This is a genomic window from Thioclava indica (assembly GCF_000714545.1).
GTDB lineage: Bacteria > Pseudomonadota > Alphaproteobacteria > Rhodobacterales > Rhodobacteraceae > Thioclava > Thioclava indica.
On sequence record NZ_AUNB01000027.1, the window covers coordinates 1 to 17006 of the forward strand.

The 17006-nt window shown below is 55.8% G+C and carries 12 protein-coding genes; 8 read left to right on the plus strand and 4 right to left on the minus strand.

Translation table 11 applies throughout. The annotated features are described in order from the left end of the window. Positions 1–591: 591 nt before the first annotated feature. Positions 592–777 carry a PLDc N-terminal domain-containing protein gene (locus DT23_RS09415; protein WP_038130714.1) on the plus strand — a complete coding sequence of 62 codons (186 nt, stop codon included), beginning with the start codon at positions 592–594 and terminating at the stop codon, positions 775–777. 90 nt (positions 778–867) lie between these two features. On the opposite strand, the gene ilvD is transcribed toward DT23_RS09415, so the two are convergent. From ilvD to DT23_RS09435, 4 genes are all read right to left on the minus strand, one after another. After that, entirely contained in the window at positions 868–2703 is a 1836-nt protein-coding gene (ilvD, locus tag DT23_RS09420) for a dihydroxy-acid dehydratase (RefSeq protein ID WP_038130716.1), read from the minus strand. Between the two features lie 414 nt (positions 2704–3117). Then, complete coding sequence (locus tag DT23_RS19055; protein WP_162177202.1) at positions 3118–4077, minus strand: sulfotransferase family 2 domain-containing protein; 960 nt, start codon at positions 4075–4077, stop codon at positions 3118–3120. A gap of 13 nt (positions 4078–4090) precedes the next feature. After that, the gene (locus DT23_RS19485) at positions 4091–5230 is read right to left on the minus strand and encodes a hypothetical protein (RefSeq protein ID WP_156023910.1); all 1140 of its coding nucleotides are present in this window, start codon (positions 5228–5230) and stop codon (positions 4091–4093) included. 63 nt (positions 5231–5293) lie between these two features. Beyond that, on the minus strand, positions 5294–7420 hold the full coding sequence (locus tag DT23_RS09435) for a glycosyltransferase (RefSeq protein WP_038130720.1): 2127 nt from the start codon (positions 7418–7420) through the stop codon (positions 5294–5296). Between the two features lie 605 nt (positions 7421–8025). Between DT23_RS09435 and DT23_RS09440 the strand changes: the two genes are divergently transcribed. The 7 genes from DT23_RS09440 to DT23_RS09470 all read left to right on the plus strand — a co-directional run bounded on the left by DT23_RS09440 (position 8026) and on the right by DT23_RS09470 (position 17002). Beyond that, the gene (locus DT23_RS09440) at positions 8026–9612 is read left to right on the plus strand and encodes a peptide ABC transporter substrate-binding protein (RefSeq protein ID WP_038130758.1); all 1587 of its coding nucleotides are present in this window, start codon (positions 8026–8028) and stop codon (positions 9610–9612) included. A gap of 62 nt (positions 9613–9674) precedes the next feature. Beyond that, positions 9675–10598 carry an oligopeptide ABC transporter permease OppB gene (oppB, locus tag DT23_RS09445; protein WP_038130721.1) on the plus strand — a complete coding sequence of 308 codons (924 nt, stop codon included), beginning with the start codon at positions 9675–9677 and terminating at the stop codon, positions 10596–10598. Positions 10599–10620: 22 nt separating this feature from the next. Then, positions 10621–11523 carry an ABC transporter permease subunit gene (locus tag DT23_RS09450; protein WP_038130759.1) on the plus strand — a complete coding sequence of 301 codons (903 nt, stop codon included), beginning with the start codon at positions 10621–10623 and terminating at the stop codon, positions 11521–11523. A 1-nt stretch (position 11524) separates the two neighbouring features. Continuing rightward, the gene (locus DT23_RS09455; RefSeq protein WP_038130723.1) at positions 11525–12493 is read left to right on the plus strand and encodes an oligopeptide/dipeptide ABC transporter ATP-binding protein; all 969 of its coding nucleotides are present in this window, start codon (positions 11525–11527) and stop codon (positions 12491–12493) included. Continuing rightward, a complete protein-coding gene (locus DT23_RS09460; protein ID WP_038130724.1) occupies positions 12490–13503 on the plus strand; it encodes an ABC transporter ATP-binding protein in 1014 nt (337 codons plus the stop codon). Before DT23_RS09455 ends, DT23_RS09460 begins: the two co-directional genes overlap by 4 nt. A gap of 147 nt (positions 13504–13650) precedes the next feature. Continuing rightward, positions 13651–15618, plus strand: a complete 1968-nt coding sequence (locus DT23_RS09465; protein WP_038130726.1) for a bifunctional 2',3'-cyclic-nucleotide 2'-phosphodiesterase/3'-nucleotidase — start codon at positions 13651–13653, stop codon at positions 15616–15618. Between the two features lie 181 nt (positions 15619–15799). Then, positions 15800–17002: an efflux RND transporter periplasmic adaptor subunit gene (locus DT23_RS09470; RefSeq protein WP_051697181.1), complete on the plus strand. Its 1203-nt coding sequence runs from the start codon at positions 15800–15802 to the stop codon at positions 17000–17002. Positions 17003–17006: the final 4 nt, after the last annotated feature.

The following is a 17006-nucleotide window of genomic DNA, read 5'->3' on the forward strand; positions in this document are numbered from 1 at the left end:
CTGAGCCAGCGCCTCGCCATCTTCGCGCCAGCGATATTCATGCACGGGGGCGATGTGGCTAACGTCGATCAAAAGCGGATTGAACTTTGCGCGACGCCATTCGTTGCCACCCGCCGCCCCTTGTGGCTATGGGCAAAGTCGCTTTGGTGTGGCGCGGAAATACATGGGTCATGTCGGTCCCTCCTTCGGGACAAGAAAGCGTGAAACTCGCTGATACAGATGTGAAACATATGGATCATGAGTTGACGAGCAATTCGAAACCGCTGTGTGGCGATGCTGTGCGCAGGATCTGTGATTCAAGCTACCCTTCTGACCCGCTTGCGGACACTAGGATCAGGATCGGTCTATTTTGACGCTTATGGGCATTTCACGTCTCCCGAAAAAGAGCGCTGAAATGCGTGAACTCAACGGATTGAACGAGGATGAAATGGCCACGCTTGAGCTATTTTTTCGCGATGTCGCAAGGCAGGCCACGCGTTGATCGGTGTTGCTGGCGGTTCTTTAGGTTTTTCTTTTGATTTGGGACATTGGAACAAATGCCCCGCGCGGCGAGTTCATCTCGCAGAACGTAAACGAAAAGGGAGAGTGTCGATGTTTAGTACGCTTGGTGCGGCCATCGTCTTTATTTTGGACATTTGGGCCATTGTGTCGGTCTTAGGGTCTGGCGCGTCAACTGGAGGCAAAATCTTGTGGATTTTGGTAATCCTCATCCTGCCGGTGGTTGGGTTCATCATCTGGTTGATAGCGGGTCCGAAAGGTGGCAAACAAATCGCCTGATGCACCGCGAGTAGACCATCTAACGAGGACGGGACGCGCTCAGAAATAGGGCGCGTCCCGTTTGCGGATCGTCCTGCAAGGCCCGTAAGATCAGTCAGGCAGGATACGCACACCGCCCTTAGCGGCGGAACTGGCCAACAGCGCATAGGCCTTGAGCGCAGTCGAAACGGCACGTTTGCGCGGCGCAGCGGGTTTCCACGGAAGCGGGCCTTTGGCGGTGCGGCGCGCCTCTAGCGTGGCCTCGTCCACCGCCAGATGGATCGAGCGACCAGGGATGTCGATCTCGATCAGATCACCGGTTTCCACCAACCCGATCAGCCCGCCTTCTTCGGCTTCAGGGCTGACATGACCGATCGACAGGCCCGAGGTGCCCCCCGAAAACCGGCCATCCGTGAGCAGCGCGCATTTCGCACCCAGCCCTTTGGATTTCAGGTAGGAGGTCGGATAGAGCATCTCTTGCATGCCCGGCCCGCCGCGCGGCCCCTCATAGCGGATGACGACCACGTCGCCCTCGACAACTTTGCCTGTCAGAATCGCGGAAACCGCATCGTCCTGACTTTCATAGACCCTCGCCGGACCCGAGAATTTCAGGATCGAGTCATCCACCCCCGCCGTTTTCACGATGCAGCCCTGCATCGCGATATTGCCCGAGAGAACGGCTAAGCCACCATCTTGGGAAAACGCATGCTGGGCCTCGCGGATGACGCCTCCTTTGCGATCGCGGTCAGTTTCCTTGTAGCGATTTTGTGTCGAGAACGCCTGCGTCGTGCGCACGCCACCGGGGGCGGCGCGGTAAAACGCATCGACGGCGTCGTCATTGGCGCTGACGACATCCCATTTTGCCAGGGCCTCGCCCATCGTGTCGGAATGCACGGTGCGCGCGGTATCATGGATCAGGCCTGCGCGGTTCATCTCTCCCAAGATGCCCATGATGCCGCCCGCGCGGTGAACATCTTCCATATGCACGTCTTGTTTCGCAGGCGCGACCTTGCACAGCACCGGCACTTTGCGCGACAGCCGGTCGATATCATCCATCGTGAAATCGACCTTGCCCTCATGCGCAATCGCCAGCAGGTGCAGCACCGTGTTGGTGGAACCGCCCATCGCGATATCAAGGCTCATCGCGTTTTCAAACGCGTCGAACGTGGCGATCTCACGCGGCAGCAGGCCCTTTTCCTCGCCCTCGTAATGGCGCTTGGTGATGTCGACGATCTTGCGGCCGGCCTCAAGGAACAGTTCGCGGCGATCCGCATGCGTCGCCAGCACCGACCCATTGCCCGGCAGCGCCAGACCCAGCGCCTCGGCCAGACAGTTCATCGAGTTGGCGGTGAACATCCCCGAGCACGACCCGCAAGTCGGGCAGGCATTGGCCTCCATCTCGGCGACCTGCGCGTCGGTGTATTTGTCATCCGCCGCGATCACCATCGCATCGACGAGATCCACGGCGCGCTCAAGATCATCTATCGTGACCTTGCCAGCCTCCATCGGACCGCCGGAGACGAAGATCACCGGAATATTCAGCCGCATCGCCGCCATCATCATGCCGGGCGTGATCTTGTCGCAGTTGGAAATGCAGACCATCGCATCGGCGCAATGCGCATTGACCATATATTCAACCGAATCCGCGATGATCTCACGCGAGGGCAGAGAATAGAGCATCCCGTCGTGGCCCATCGCGATGCCGTCATCAACGGCGATGGTGTTGAATTCCTTGGCAACCCCGCCCGCGTTTTCGATCTCGCGCGCGACCATTTGGCCCAGATCTTTGAGATGGACGTGACCGGGCACGAATTGCGTGAACGAGTTCACCACCGCGATAATTGGCTTGCCGAAATCATCATCCGTCATGCCGGTGGCACGCCACAGACCGCGCGCGCCTGCCATATTGCGCCCATGGGTGGATTTGCGAGAGCGATAAAAGGCCATGGAATTTTCCGTTTCTGTCGCGCCCGCGTGTCTGCGGGCAATTTCCTGTCGTGGCCTTCATTATAGCATGGGAAATGCGTTGAACAGACCCCGCCAGATCAGAGCATCGTGCGCAAATCCGCATAGCCGGCGCGCTCGTTTACAGGTCGCGAGGTTCATCAAGATCTGTGCGGCGGCGAGGGAGGCAGGACCAGGTGTGATGACGTCATGGCCGAGATGAACGGCTTGGTCAGGACCGCTGATGAATGGAGTGGATTGCGATTTAGCGGTGACGTATGTTTTCATGCAGCGATGGGTGGGCACTTATCGCTGGCACCGATTTGCTAAGAAGCCTAGGGCTAATGACCGAGGCCCGTTGCGGGCTGGGCGCTGCTGGAAAATGAGATTACTAGGTCGAAACAGGCCAATAGCACGTTATGCTTGCGGGAAGCCAGAAAATCGAGAAGAGAATCTTTCGGCGTTATCGCCTTGAAGGATCGCATTTCGAGCAATTATAAAATCAATAAGGTGATGTGGCATGAGGTGCCATACGTCTCGCTTGCTGATAATGTCAATGATAGCGCCTGTTTCTAGATAACTCAATTTTCGCGGGCCGTCGGCGAAGAAATCCAATAGGAATTGAATAGGCGTATCCGACGCGAGAAAATCTAACAGCATGGAGCTTTTATCCGGCGTGGCGATATCCCTAACAGGTTTTGGTTCTTTGGGGTCATAGCCGAAGGCGGCATAGTCATCGGAATAAACGACATCGATCATCTCGAGAGCCTCGTCATCAAAAAGACTGCGATCTATTCGCGCCTCTGTCGACTGGCTTTGACGATTAATCAGCTCTAGGCTGCAACTTCCAACTTTGATGTGAGTAGCGTCTGGGGTCAATTCTTCCAAATGATATATATTGGAGAAATTAATGTGACCAAAGAAAATATTGGTTATCTGCTTTGCGATATGTGAGTCTAAATCTTGTGGCGAATGACTATATATACGATCTAAGATGGTTTTCGGATCGTGGATTTTATCCACTTCTAGGTTGAGCGCTGCTGCGATAATTTTCCATACCGACTCATCCCGTCCTTTGTGCATCTTGTCAAAATATGCAGATATAAAACGATTTCTTGGATGCCGCACTATCGAAAATATTTGCGAACTTGGATCGATGAGGGTTCGAACTGCTCCTCGGTAATCTGAAATAAACATGGTCTCGCGTCGATCGTGTATATTCGATATCCTCCCTGAATTTTCAGGGCAGAACGCGCCGACGAGAGCCCACTTCATATTTGAACAAGCCACTTTCGGGTTTTCAACGTATACGACATCCGACCCAGAAACATGGTTTGTTGCCCGCACAATTCTTTGCTGGACAGCACGATATGCCATATTATTGCCTCTCTCAGTTGTGGGTGGACGTGGCATCAAAGACAGACACTTCAAGCTCTTTGATGGCCACTGCGCCCAACCCTGACGGAAAGAACATGAAGATACCAAATCGATGGTAGTCATGATCGTTGCTTAGTAGTGAAGACACGTCAATAAGGTGTTGCTCGATTTTACTTTCGGCATGCAATACGAGCGAAACTGGAATTGGCACATCAGTCCATCCGGCATTATCCCCGTACTGACGCAAAACCAACGTCACCTCGAGTGCTGGCGTAGAGAGTTTCATTCCTTGGAAGTGTAAAAGTGCAAAAACCGTTTCGGTGTTTTTCACTTCGTTAAAACGAAACTCAAGTGTCCGCCAGCGGCCTGTCGCTTTGGAGAAATCAACAACCAAATGCTTGTCGCGACGCGTCACGGCCACTTCTTGCTCCGAGCCTTGCTCGAAGTCAATAAAAACATCCTTTGCGAGAGCCCAAGGCTTCTTTGTCTTTGTCCTCCACCCACGTCTAGATTTCGCGTTCAAGTCGCGTTTGAGACGAGGTAAAACGCTGGTCTTTTGAACGGAGCGAATTTCTTCTACATTGTTCGTAATATTTTTTTGATTTATCGTTGCTAATGAAGTGATTTGCAGGCCGTATATATCGGTAGATACGTTTCGAGCTTCAATGAAGAATATTATACGATATGACGCGATATTGTCGTTCAGAAATGTTTCGGCGCCGTCAGTATTAATCGAAAAAACATGCTTCTTTCGTTTCTTGCGAATCTCTATTTGTCTAGAGCTTACGTCTTCGCTTCGACCATCTGGATGGAATATTCGACAGATCGCAAAAATAGTTGTAGATTGCATGCTGGCGGCATCTAGAATAGCAACAAAATTATTTGAACTGCCTACGTTCTCGATCAACGGAGCATATTCAATCGAATACCATTTGGACGCGCCCATATTTACTGGGCTTATGCGATAGAATGCATCGCATCTGTTCGTCTTTTGCGCTGAAATTTCGAGCATTTCGCCGCTATTATGGGCGCAACTAACGCGCAAGCGATCTTGGATTAGGATGTCTTGAGCGCGTAGCGGATCAGATTGAGCCAAAGCTGAAAAGCTTTCTTCATTCAGATCAACTCGGAACTCTCCGCGCGCTTCAAGCATGATACCGTCCCACATGTTCGTTTTCGATTCTTACACCAAGCATGGTGATTTTGAAAAATGGTATCACTTCCTGAGGCTTCCTTCTTTGCCTGCAATATGGTAAAAGTTATTCGGTCCATTCGCATTTAGAAAAGCTGCTATATCACTGCCCCATTCGTTGTAAGCCGCTCGATGCTTTTGGGTGATTTTCTCGAAGTTAATATCCCAAAGCCCGCCACCTGAGCGGAAAATTGAGTTCGGACGGATGCGATATTCAAAAAGTGCTTCGGGAATCATGACGCCGCGATGGCCGCCTGCCAGCAATGAAATCACGCCTTCCCAGTCGTCGAGAAACATGCGCAAATCGGGGTCGTGCCATCCGTTTTTTGCGAAAGCCGCACGCTTATAGATGAGGGATTGACAGTTTGTCTGGTTCATAATTAGTTGAATCGGTGGCTCAGCGTTCCATGTCGCCCAATTTCGAATGCGACCATCGGCATTATAATCTTCGATCCATGCGCCACAGAAAGATACGTTTTCATAATTCTTTAGAATTTTGATTGCTTTTTCATAATAACATGCGCCGATTAAATCATCTGAATCCAAGAGCGCAACGAAGGGCGCGACAGAGTGTTTAACGCCTGTATTGCGTGCATTCGCGACCCCTCCATTCGGTATGGTGATGATGCGAAGTTGCCTTTCGTTTAACCCATGCGTTCTATGAAGTTGTTCTAGGTATTCAATCGATTTTTGATCCGTCGAGCCGTCGTTAACGAGTATGATTTCGATATTTTCAAAAGTGCTTTTCGAAATGCTATCAAGAGTTTCATCGATATAATCCGCCATATTAAAGTAGGGCACAATGACTGATAGTTCAGGAAGATCAGTAGAAGGCATGTCAGTTTCGAAAACACAGTCTTCGTTTGGTGGAGAGAGAAATGGGAAGCTCTTTCGGGGAGCGTCTTTTGGCGCAGTTAGCTCGCGAACCATAGCTTCCTTTTTCTGGAGGAATTCTTTGGGATCGCAATGCTTTACGATCTTTGATTTCGCACTTGCGCGCATCGCGCCACGAACTTCTTCAGAAAGAGTGTATGCTTTACGCAAAGCCGCAGCGAATTCATGCGAACTTTCGACATCTGTAAGGAAAATATCCTCGCCATCAGCCGCGATTTCCCGAATTCCGCCTTTGGAACCTGCGACGCATATGGTGTCTTCGCTCATCGCTTCTAGGATGCTATAAGGAAAATTGTCGAAATGAGACGGGTGCACTTGCGCGTAGGCGGTGCTTGAGCTTTTGGAAATTTCGCTGCGTGGACATTTTCCTTTGAGAATTAGTAATCCGGCATCGATATATCTTTTGTATCGTTTCTCTATATATTCCGAATAATTCGTGCCCGTTACTGAAAAGAATGTATCTTCTCCATAGATATAGAGTGGCACCTCTATTCCATCGTTCCAGAGGATCTCGAAAGCCTTAATGGCTGACTCCACCCCTTTCCAATGGGTGAGGCGCGATGCCATGTAGAAGTGGTCGTAGTGACGGCTAGGGGGCGATCCCGGAGCTGGGGATATTTTTGCGGGAAAAGGATTGTGCAAAACTTTGCAGGGGCCAAGTTTGGCGCCTGTTCGCGCGAGCTCCTCGCCAAGAAGATCCAAGATTGCCTGCGAGCAACCGATAACAAGATCTGCGCCACAAAGCGCTTGTAGCTCAAGCTGACCCGTCCAATAATGTGGCAATTTGAACGTTGGAATTTGATTTAGGCGATCAATCAAGTAAGTTGGAGTATGCGCAGTAACAATAATCGGCACATCTTGAAGGCGCGAATTCAGGCAAAGCTTTTGCTGGATCGTCAAGGAACCAATGCCGAAGCCGTCCGCAAATTCAACATAGTCTGGATGAACGAGGTCCCTTAACCCGGTGTCGATTTGCATCAAGAATAGATCTGAAAATCGTTCAAATAGTCGCGCGATATTCACCCAGTGGCCTAGCTCATCCTTTTCCAGAGAGTGGTTTGGGTTGATTGTGATGAGTTGCACATTGTCATGCAGATATCGTCGGGACATAAGGCCCGACTGTCGGTTGGAAAGCGTGAAGACCACCAATGATGCATCTGAACGTTCCGCATAGGCTTCGGTGACGATGCGCATGTAGGTACTGAGGCCGCCACCAAACTCGGGTGGATACTCAAAGGTAAAATACCAAGCGTTCATCGTGTGCTTTCCAACATTCGCGCTTCCAAGACGTCGCGATCCATCCTGCAGGGGCCCAGAACGTGGTCGGTAACAAGGACTGCCCCGCTGGCCTGCGTTAGGAGTGCGAAGCCGCCCTCAGGTTGAGGCTACGGACAATTCGTTAAGAATTTATTTAAAAAGGAACGCATTCGCACATTGTCTGACGCGTCGCCCCCGTGTCCCTCGTGCTGAAGAATCAGCGCGTTTGCGTGCTGCACGCGATGCATCGGTGTGAGACTTGGCATGATGAGAGCTGTGTGACCTCGCCGCGTCTCAATGCTGACGTTAAGGTTAACGGCGTTCACGATGCTCGCGAGGTGGAAAACCGTTTCGCGAGTGAAATCAACGCGCTCAACGCTTAGGTCATGCTAATCCCTACGCTCTTGATGAAAACAGCACGCTCACATCAATGTTATTTACGCTCCGTCGGGCTTGCCCTCGGTGGTGTGATTGCGCTTGATGGCGCATCAACAAGAGATTTGAGCAATCATAGGTTGTGATGCAGTATTCCGCCTGACGCATCAAATCCCACCAAATGGAGGTATTCCTTGAAGCTAATCCTCGCGATTTCCGCTTTTGCCCTGATGATGGGCGGCGCCGCACCCGTATTCGCGCAATCCGATCATGTCCCCGCTGGCACCAAGCTGGCCAAAGACCAGACCTATACCTACTGGTTGCAGGACGACATCAAGACGCTGGACCCCGATCTGAACCAAAGCGTGGAAGGCAACGAGATGTTGCTCCAGCTGTTCGAGGGGCTTTACACGCAGGACAACACGGGTGAACTCGTCCCGGCGCTGGCCACCAGCTATGACCTGTCCGATGACAAGATGACCTACACGTTCCATCTGCGCAAAGATGCGAAATGGTCCAACGGCGATCCCGTCACCGCGCAGGATTTCGTTTATGGATGGAGCCGTCTGGCCGACCCGAAAACCGCCTCGGAATATGCTTGGTATCTGCAACTGATGAACGTCGCCAATGCCGATGCCGTGGTCGATGGCAAAAAGCCGGTCAGCGATCTGGGCGTCAAGGCGCTGGATGATTACACCTTCCAGGTGACGCTGAACAAGCCGACCCCGTATTTCCGCCAGATGCTGACCAATGCGTCTTCCTTCCCGGTGCCTGAAAAGGTGATCGAAAAATTCGGCGACCAATGGACCCGCCCGGAGAACATCGTCACCGACGGCGCCTATACGCTGGAAACGTGGGATGTCGGCTCGAAAATCGTGCTGAAGAAATCAGACACGTATTGGGATGCTGCCAACACCACGCTGACCGAGGTCACTGCGATTCCGATTCAGGATAACGATCAGGCGCTGCGCCGTTACGAAGCGGGAGAACTGGACCGCGTACAGATTCCGGCCGGGCAATATCCGCGCCTGAAAAAGGAATATCCCGATCAGGCGGTGAGCCGTCCTTATTCCTGCACTTATGCCTATCGCTTTAACGTCGGCCCCAAAGGCCCCGAGGCCCTCAAAGACGTTCGCGTTCGCAAGGCACTGTCCTATGGTATCAACCGCGACATTATCGTGGACAAGATCCTCAAAGGTGGCCAGAAACCCGCCTATACTTGGACCCACTGGGCGACCGCCGGCTTTACAACGCCTGACATTCCTTATGCGCATTGGACCGACCAGGAGCGCATGGCGAAGGCCAAAGAGCTGTTGAAAGAGGCAGGCTATGGCCCCGATCATCCGCTGAAGCTGCGCATCATGTATAACACTTCGTCCGATCACAAAAAGATCGCGATTGCAGTGCAGCAGTTCTGGAAAGCGATCGGCGTGAATGCCACACTCGATAACTACGAGTGGAAGGTGTATCTCGACAAGCTTAACCAGCAGCATGATTTCGATGTGGCGCGCACCGGCTGGTGTGCCGATTACAACGAGGCTTCTACCTATCTGGACGCGAACACCTCGTGGTCGGATCAGAACTCGGGCGAATGGCACAACGCGGAATTTGACGCGGTGATGAAAGATTCCAAAACTGCCGCCGATCCGCAGTCTGATTACACGAAGGCAGAGCAGATCATGGCTGATCAGATGCCGCTGGCTCCGATCTATCACTACGCCAAAGTTGACATGATCAATTCCCATATCAAGGGCATCTTCGACAAGAACGTGATGAACTACTGGTATGCGAAAGACATGTATCGCACCGCGAACTAAGCTTTGACGTGATCTTGTGGCGCGGGTCGTGATCGGCCCGCGCCCGCTTATTGGGGCACCCCATGATAGTTTACATACTCAAACGGCTCGCTACGGCGATCCCGACCCTTTTGGCCTTGGTGATCGCGTCCTATCTGCTGATGCACATCGCGCCCGGCAGCCCGTTCTCAAGCGAACGCGGCATCCCGCCCGAGGTGCTGGCCAATCTCAACGCGAAATACGGGCTGGATCAGCCGCTGTGGAAACAAATCACCACCTATCTTTGGAACGTGGTGGCGCATTTCGATTTCGGACCGTCCTTTGTTTACAAGGACCGCTCGGTCAATGACATCATCGCGCAGGGCTTTCCGGTCACTTTAACCTACGGCTCGCTCAGCTTTATCACCGCCGTTCTGGTGGGCGTCACGCTGGGCGTGACCGCCGCGATCAAGCGCAACTCGTGGCTCGACTACCTCGCCGTGGGCGTGTCGATTGGCGCACAGGTGTTGCCGAACTTCGTGATGGCGCCGATCCTGGTGCTGGTTTTCACGCTGACGCTGCATTGGCTGCCCGGTGGCGGCTGGAGCTTTAGCGACCCGCGGTTCTGGATCTTGCCGGTGATCGCGCTGTCCACGTCCTACATGGCCTCTATTGCACGGATCACGCGGTCCTCAATGCTTGAAGTGCTGGGGTCGAACCACATTCGCACCGCGCGCGCCAAAGGTTTGCCGAACCGAAAGATCATCTTCCGTCACGCGCTCAAACCCGCGCTGCTGCCGGTGATTTCCTATCTGGGGCCGGCGTTCGTGTCGATGATCACTGGGTCGGTCATTATCGACGTGTATTTCACCACCGGCGGGATCGGCAAAAGTTTCGTCGATAGCGCGCTCAATCGCGACTACGCGGTGATGATGGGAGTGACGATCCTGCTGGGCACGCTGACCATCTTGTTCAACCTTGTCGTCGATATCGTCTACGGATGGATCGACCCGAAAATCCGGTATTGATATGGTCATAGATCAAAGCAAAATGGCCTCGCTGGCCAAGGCTACATCGCGCGAAGACGTCGCCGGGCGCTCGCTTTGGGCGGATGCACGCCGGCGGTTCTTTCGCAACAGGGCAGCCCTGCTGGGGCTGGGGCTTCTGACCTTTGTCGTCGCCTTCGCACTGTTTGGTAATTTCATCGCTGCGTGGAACAATTCCGACATTGATTACAATGTGATGGGCGATGCTGCCACCTCTGGACCGTCCTTCGCCAATGGCCATTATTTCGGCGCGGATACGCTGGGGCGCGACTTGTTTGCGCGCACCGTTCAGGGCACGCAGATCTCGCTGCTCGTGGGGGTGATCGGTTCGCTGATCGCCGTCATCGTCGGCACAGTCTATGGCGCGGTGTCGGGTTATTTCGGCGGTCGGGTCGACGGGTTCATGATGCGCCTTGTCGATATCTTGCTCGCGATCCCCTACATGTTCGTGCTGATCCTGCTGCTGGTGATCTATGGCCGCTCGATTGGGATGCTGTTTGTCGGTGTCGGGCTGATTTCATGGCTGGAAATGTCGCGCATCGTGCGTGGGCAAACCTTGACGCTGAAGAACCGCGAATATGTCGAGGCCGCGCGCGCGATTGGTGTGCCTGCCCTCACCATCATTCGCCGCCACATCCTGCCCAATCTTGTGGGCGTGGTGGTGGTGTTTGCGACCCTTCTGGTGCCGCTGATGATCCTGACCGAAAGCTTCATTTCGTTCCTCGGGCTGGGTGTGCAGGAACCGCAAACCTCGCTTGGGGCGCTGATCTCGGAAGGGGCAGGCACGATGAGCTACGGCACGTTATGGCAACTCGCCTTTCCGCTGTTTTTCTTCATTATCACCCTGTTTGGTTTCTATTTCGTAGGGGACGGGCTGCGTGACGCGCTGGACCCGAAGGAGCGCTGATATGGCATTGTTGGACGTGAAAGATCTGAACGTGCGCTTTGCCACGCAAGAGGGCGAAGTGCATGCCGTCAACGGCGTCAGCTTCGCGCTGGAAAAAGGCGAGGCGCTGGGCATCGTGGGCGAAAGTGGCTCGGGCAAATCGCAGCTCGCCTTTTCGATCCTCGGGCTTTTGGCGGCCAACGGGCGCGCCTCTGGGTCCATCACCTTCGATGGTGGCGAGATTTTGAACCTGCCCGAGGCGCAGCTGAACAAAATCCGCGCTGACCGGATCGCGATGGTGTTTCAAGACCCGATGACCGCGCTGAACCCCTATATGCGGATCTCGGATCAGATGGCCGAGACGCTGATGCAGCACAAAGGCCTGTCCAAGCGCGATGCGGTGGCGCAGGCGGTCGAGATGCTGGATGCGGTGAAAATCCCTGATGCGAAAAACCGCGTGCGGCTGTTTCCGCATGAGTTTTCGGGCGGGATGCGGCAACGTGTGATGATCGCGATGGCGCTGCTGTGCAAACCTGATGTGCTGATCGCGGATGAACCCACGACTGCGCTGGATGTGACCGTGCAGGCCCAGATCATGGACCTGCTGGGCGATCTGCGGCGTGAGTTGGGCATGGCGACGGTGTTGATCACCCATGATCTGGGCGTTGTTGCGGGCTTTTGCGAGCGCGCGATCGTCATGTATGGCGGCCAGGTGATGGAGCAATCCGAGATCGACCCGCTCTTTGCGCAGCCCACGCATCCCTACACCAAGGGCTTGCTGGCGGCGCTTCCGCGGCTGGATGCCGATAGCACGATGACCCCGATCCGGGGCAATCCACCTAATATGACGGGCGCACCCACGGGGTGCCCGTTTTTTCCGCGCTGTGATTTCGTCAAGGATATCTGCGCGACGACAATGCCGCCGCTCACGACATTCGCGCCGGGCCGCGCGCGCGCCTGTCACCGCGCTATCGAGGAGGTCGCCGCATGAGTGCTCCGCTGATTGAGGCCCGTGATCTGCGGGTGACATTCGACATTCGCCGCGCCTCGGACTTGCCGTGGACCACGCCGCCAAAGCTGCGCGCTGTGAACGGTGTCAGTTTTGCGCTCGAGCAGGGCAAGACGCTGGGCATCGTCGGCGAAAGCGGCTGTGGCAAGTCCACGCTGGCGCGCGCGTTGATCCGCATGTTGCCCTCGGAAGGGCAGGTGATCTGGCAGGGCGAAACCGATCTGGTGCCGCTGGGGCCGCGCGCGATGCTGAAACATCGCGCCGATATCCAGATGATCTTTCAAGACCCGCTGGCCTCGCTTGATCCGCGCATGACGGTGGGCGAGATCATCGCCGAACCGCTGCGCACGCATCGCCCCAAGATGGGCCGCAAGGAGCGGCGCGAAAAGGTGCGCGCGGTGATGGAAAAAGTCGGGCTGCTGCCCAACCAGATCAACCGCTACCCGCATGAATTTTCAGGCGGTCAATGCCAGCGCATCGGGATTGCCCGTGCGCTGGTGGTCGAGCCGAAACTGCTGATCTGCGATGAACCCGTCTCGGCGCTGGATGTGTCGATTCAGGCGCAGGTGATCGCGCTGCTCGAAGATCTCAAGCGCGATCTGGGGCTGACGATCATCTTCATCGCCCATGATCTGTCGGTCGTGCGTCATATCTGCGACGAGGTGATGGTGCTCTATCTGGGGCAGATGATGGAGGCGGGGCCGACCGAGCGGCTGTTCTCCGCCCCTCAGCACCCCTACACGCAGGCGCTGCTGTCAGCCGTGCCAATCCCCGACCCGGTGGTCGAGCGCGCCAAAAAGCTGATCCATCTGGAGGGCGATTTGCCAAGCCCGCTGAACCCACCCTCGGGCTGCCCGCTGCGCACGCGCTGTCCGCGCGCGACCGAGATCTGCGCCACCACCCCGCCTACGGCGACCATCGAGGGGCGTGAGGTGTTTTGCCACCATCCCGGTCCTGCGCCCGAGGTGCAGGCGATCCTAGAGCACGGCTGAAAAATGCGGCGCGGGCGGCCTAAGCGCCGCCCGCTCACGCGGATTTGTGCCCTTGCACGGAACAGGGTTTGTCCGAACGGTCAAAACGCTGTTACGATCCTTCGATAGAGCGCTTCGACAAGAAGCCATTTACCGGAGGGTCCCCCAATGTCTTTGCTTTCACGCCGCCAGTTTCTGCTGACCAGCACCGCCGCGGGCGGCTTGGTCATGGTGCACCCGTTCACCGCTGCGGCGGCTGCGGGTCAGGCGCATTTGCGCTTGCTGTGCACGACCGATATTCACTGCCACATCCGCCCCTATGATTACTACGCCGACAAGCCCGTGGACACAGTTGGCCTGTCGCGCACCGCAAGCCTGATCGAGGGCGTGCGTTCTGAAGCCGCCAACACGATGACGTTTGACAATGGCGACTATATGCAGGGCAACCCGATGGCCGATTACATCGCCTATTCCAAGGGGATGAAAGAGGGTGATACGCACCCCGTCATCGCGGCGATGAATGTGCTGGGTTACGATTGCGGCACGCTTGGCAATCACGAGTTCAACTACGGTATGGAGTTTCTGGGCAAGGTGAACGCCAAGGCGGGCTATCCGCTGGTCTGCGCGAACTTTGCCCATAAACTGGGCGCAAGCCCGCGCGAGGATGATCTCTATCTGCCTCCCTATATCATTCTGGATCGCGAGTTGACCGATGGCGCGGGCAACAAACTGCCGATCAAGGTGGGTGTGATCGGCTTTGTGCCGCCCCAGATCATGCAATGGGACCGCAGCCATCTTGAGGGCAATTACAACACCCGCGACATCGTGCAGGCCGGCGCAGCCTGGGTGCCGCAGATGCGCGAGGAGGGGGCTGATATCGTTGTCGCACTTGCCCATACCGGCATCGACGCCAGCGCGCAAAGCGAGGGGATGGAGAACGCCGCGCTCTATGTGGCGGGGATCGAGGGGATCGACGTGGTGATCACAGGTCACCAGCACCTGAACTTCCCCGGCAAGGACTTTGAAGGCCCCGGCATCGACAATGACAAGGGCACATTGCAAGGCAAACCTGCCGTTCAGGCAGGGTTCTGGGGCAACCACATGGGGTTGATCGACCTGATGCTGGAACAAGACGGCGGCAAGTGGAAAATCGCAACGCACACGTCTGAAATCCGCCCGATTTTCAAACGCGGCGAGGATCGCTCGGTCACCGCTTTGACCGAGGATTACGGCCCCGTGCTGCACAGCTCGGATCAGGTGCATGAGGCGACGTTGAAATATGTCCGCGCCAAGGTGGGTGAAACCACCGCGCCGCTGTATTCCTATTTCGCGCTGGTGGCGGATGATCCTTCGGTGCAGGTCGTGTCGAACGCGCAGCTTTGGTATGTCAAACAACTCCTTGAGGGCACGCCCGAGGGCAAGCTGCCGCTGCTGTCTGCGGCGGCTCCGTTCAAGGCGGGCGGACGTGGCGGCCCGGATTACTACACCGATGTGCCCAAAGGTCCGGTTGCGATCAAGAACGTGGCCGATCTGTATCTTTATCCCAACACGTTACAGGCGGTGAAGGTGACGGGCGCGCAGGTCAAGGATTGGCTGGAACGCGCGTCGGGGATGTTCAATCAGGTCGCGGCTGGCGCGAAAGACGCGATGTTGCTTAACCCCGAATTCCCAAGCTACAATTTCGATGTGATCGACGGGGTGACTTATAAAATCGACATCACGCAGCCCTCGAAATTCGGCAAGGACGGCGATGTTGTGAATCCCGATGCCAACCGCATCGTGGATCTGCAATTTGAGGGCAAGCCGATTGACCCCGAGGCCGAATTCGTGATCGCCACCAACAACTACCGCGCCTCGGGGGGCGGGCAGTTCCCAGGTGCGGATGGCTCGACCGTGATCTACCGCGCGCCTGACACCAATCGCGATGTGATTGTGCGCTACATCCACGACAAGGGCACGATCAGCCCGCAGGCCGATGCCAACTGGTCCTTTGCGCCCGCAGGCGGGGCGACGGTTTTGTTTGAAACCGGCCCAAGGGCGCAGAGCTATCTCGAAGATGTGAAGTCGCGCGGGCTTAACATCGAGCCCGCCGATGGCGGTGAGGGTGGCTTTGCACGCTATCGCATAACGTTATAAATCCTGTAAAATCAGTCATTTGAAAGGGGCGCGCGGCGTCCCTTTCTGCATTTTGGCGCTCGCGGGTCGGGCGCGTAAATTCACACAAATCGAGCGGCGGAACCCGTATGCCTTTGCGTATGAAGAACTGGCAAAACCGATAGCAAATCGGCGGGGATATGGTGACAGGGGGTTCAGCTGGATGATGAGCGGCATAAAGCAGGTGCGCGGGTTCGCGCTGATGACAGCGGTTGTGATGATGGCCACGCAAGCCGTTGCGCAGGGGATGCCGCGCGCCAGTGGTCCGACCGAGGTGGGCGTGATGACGCTCAAGACGCAAGAGGTTCCCTATATCGTCACGCTGCCTGGGCGCGCCGTTGCCTATGAGCAAACCGATATTCGCCCGCGTGTAAGCGGGCAGATCAAATCCATCGACTATGATGCGGGTCATAAAGTCTCAACCGGCGATGCGCTATTTCATATCGATGACGATACCTATCAGGCCGCACTGACCGCCGCGCAGGCAGAACAGGCCAGTGCCGCAGCCAATGTGCAAGCGGCCCAAGCGCAGGTGGATCGTTATACAAAACTGGAAAAGACCTCAATTTCCGTGAGCGATCTGGAAAGCGCGCAAGTGGCGCTAGCGCGGGCTAAGGCCACATCGTTGCAAGCCAAGGCCGATCTGCAAACCGCGCAGCTTGATCTGGATCGCACAGTAATCCGCTCGCCGATTGACGGGGTGCCCGATGTGGCGACGGTGTCTGTTGGCTCGCTTGTGACGGCCAATCAGAACAATGCGCTGACAACCGTGACGCGGCTCGATCCGATCTATGTCGATGTCTCCGAAAGCTCGGCGCGCATCATGCGGGTGCGCCAGCGTATCGCCTCGGGGTCATTGACTCGGGGCGCGCAGCTTAAAGTGTCGTTGCTGCTGGAAACGGGCGAGGAATATGATGGCACCGGCACGCTGATAAGCCCCGGCGCGACCGTCTCGGCCACGACCGGAACCGTCGATTTCCGCTTTCAGTTCGACAACCCCAACCATCTGATCATGCCCGGCCAGTTCTTGCGCGCCAAAATTACGCTGGGGGACACGCAGGCCATTCTGGTGCCGCAAGGGGCGACGAGACGTGAGGGGGACGGCTCGCTTTCCGCGTTTATTGCCAGGGATGGCAAGGCGAAAAAGGTGACGCTGACGACCGCTGGCACCTATCAAAACGCCTGGATCGTGACGGGCGGGATTGCAAGCGGCGATGCGGTGATCTTGGACGGGCTCAAACACCTACGCGACGGCGCCGAGATCAAAACCGTGCCGGTGACGATCAACGGGGCGGGCGTGGTGAAAGATGCCGCGCCCGACAACGCCACGCCGGGGCAATCCAGCGCAACGGCGAAAAGCGAGTAATCCG

Coding starts and splice junctions, on each gene's coding strand:
- DT23_RS09415 (WP_038130714.1), top strand. CDS start 592: ATGTTTAGTACGCTTGGTGCGGCCATCGTCTTTATTTTGGACATTTGG.
- ilvD (WP_038130716.1), bottom strand. CDS start 2,703: ATGGCCTTTTATCGCTCTCGCAAATCCACCCATGGGCGCAATATGGCA.
- DT23_RS19055 (WP_162177202.1), bottom strand. CDS start 4,077: ATGGCATATCGTGCTGTCCAGCAAAGAATTGTGCGGGCAACAAACCAT.
- DT23_RS19485 (WP_156023910.1), bottom strand. CDS start 5,230: ATGCTTGAAGCGCGCGGAGAGTTCCGAGTTGATCTGAATGAAGAAAGC.
- DT23_RS09435 (WP_038130720.1), bottom strand. CDS start 7,420: ATGAACGCTTGGTATTTTACCTTTGAGTATCCACCCGAGTTTGGTGGC.
- DT23_RS09440 (WP_038130758.1), top strand. CDS start 8,026: ATGATGGGCGGCGCCGCACCCGTATTCGCGCAATCCGATCATGTCCCC.
- oppB (WP_038130721.1), top strand. CDS start 9,675: ATGATAGTTTACATACTCAAACGGCTCGCTACGGCGATCCCGACCCTT.
- DT23_RS09450 (WP_038130759.1), top strand. CDS start 10,621: ATGGCCTCGCTGGCCAAGGCTACATCGCGCGAAGACGTCGCCGGGCGC.
- DT23_RS09455 (WP_038130723.1), top strand. CDS start 11,525: ATGGCATTGTTGGACGTGAAAGATCTGAACGTGCGCTTTGCCACGCAA.
- DT23_RS09460 (WP_038130724.1), top strand. CDS start 12,490: ATGAGTGCTCCGCTGATTGAGGCCCGTGATCTGCGGGTGACATTCGAC.
- DT23_RS09465 (WP_038130726.1), top strand. CDS start 13,651: ATGTCTTTGCTTTCACGCCGCCAGTTTCTGCTGACCAGCACCGCCGCG.
- DT23_RS09470 (WP_051697181.1), top strand. CDS start 15,800: ATGATGAGCGGCATAAAGCAGGTGCGCGGGTTCGCGCTGATGACAGCG.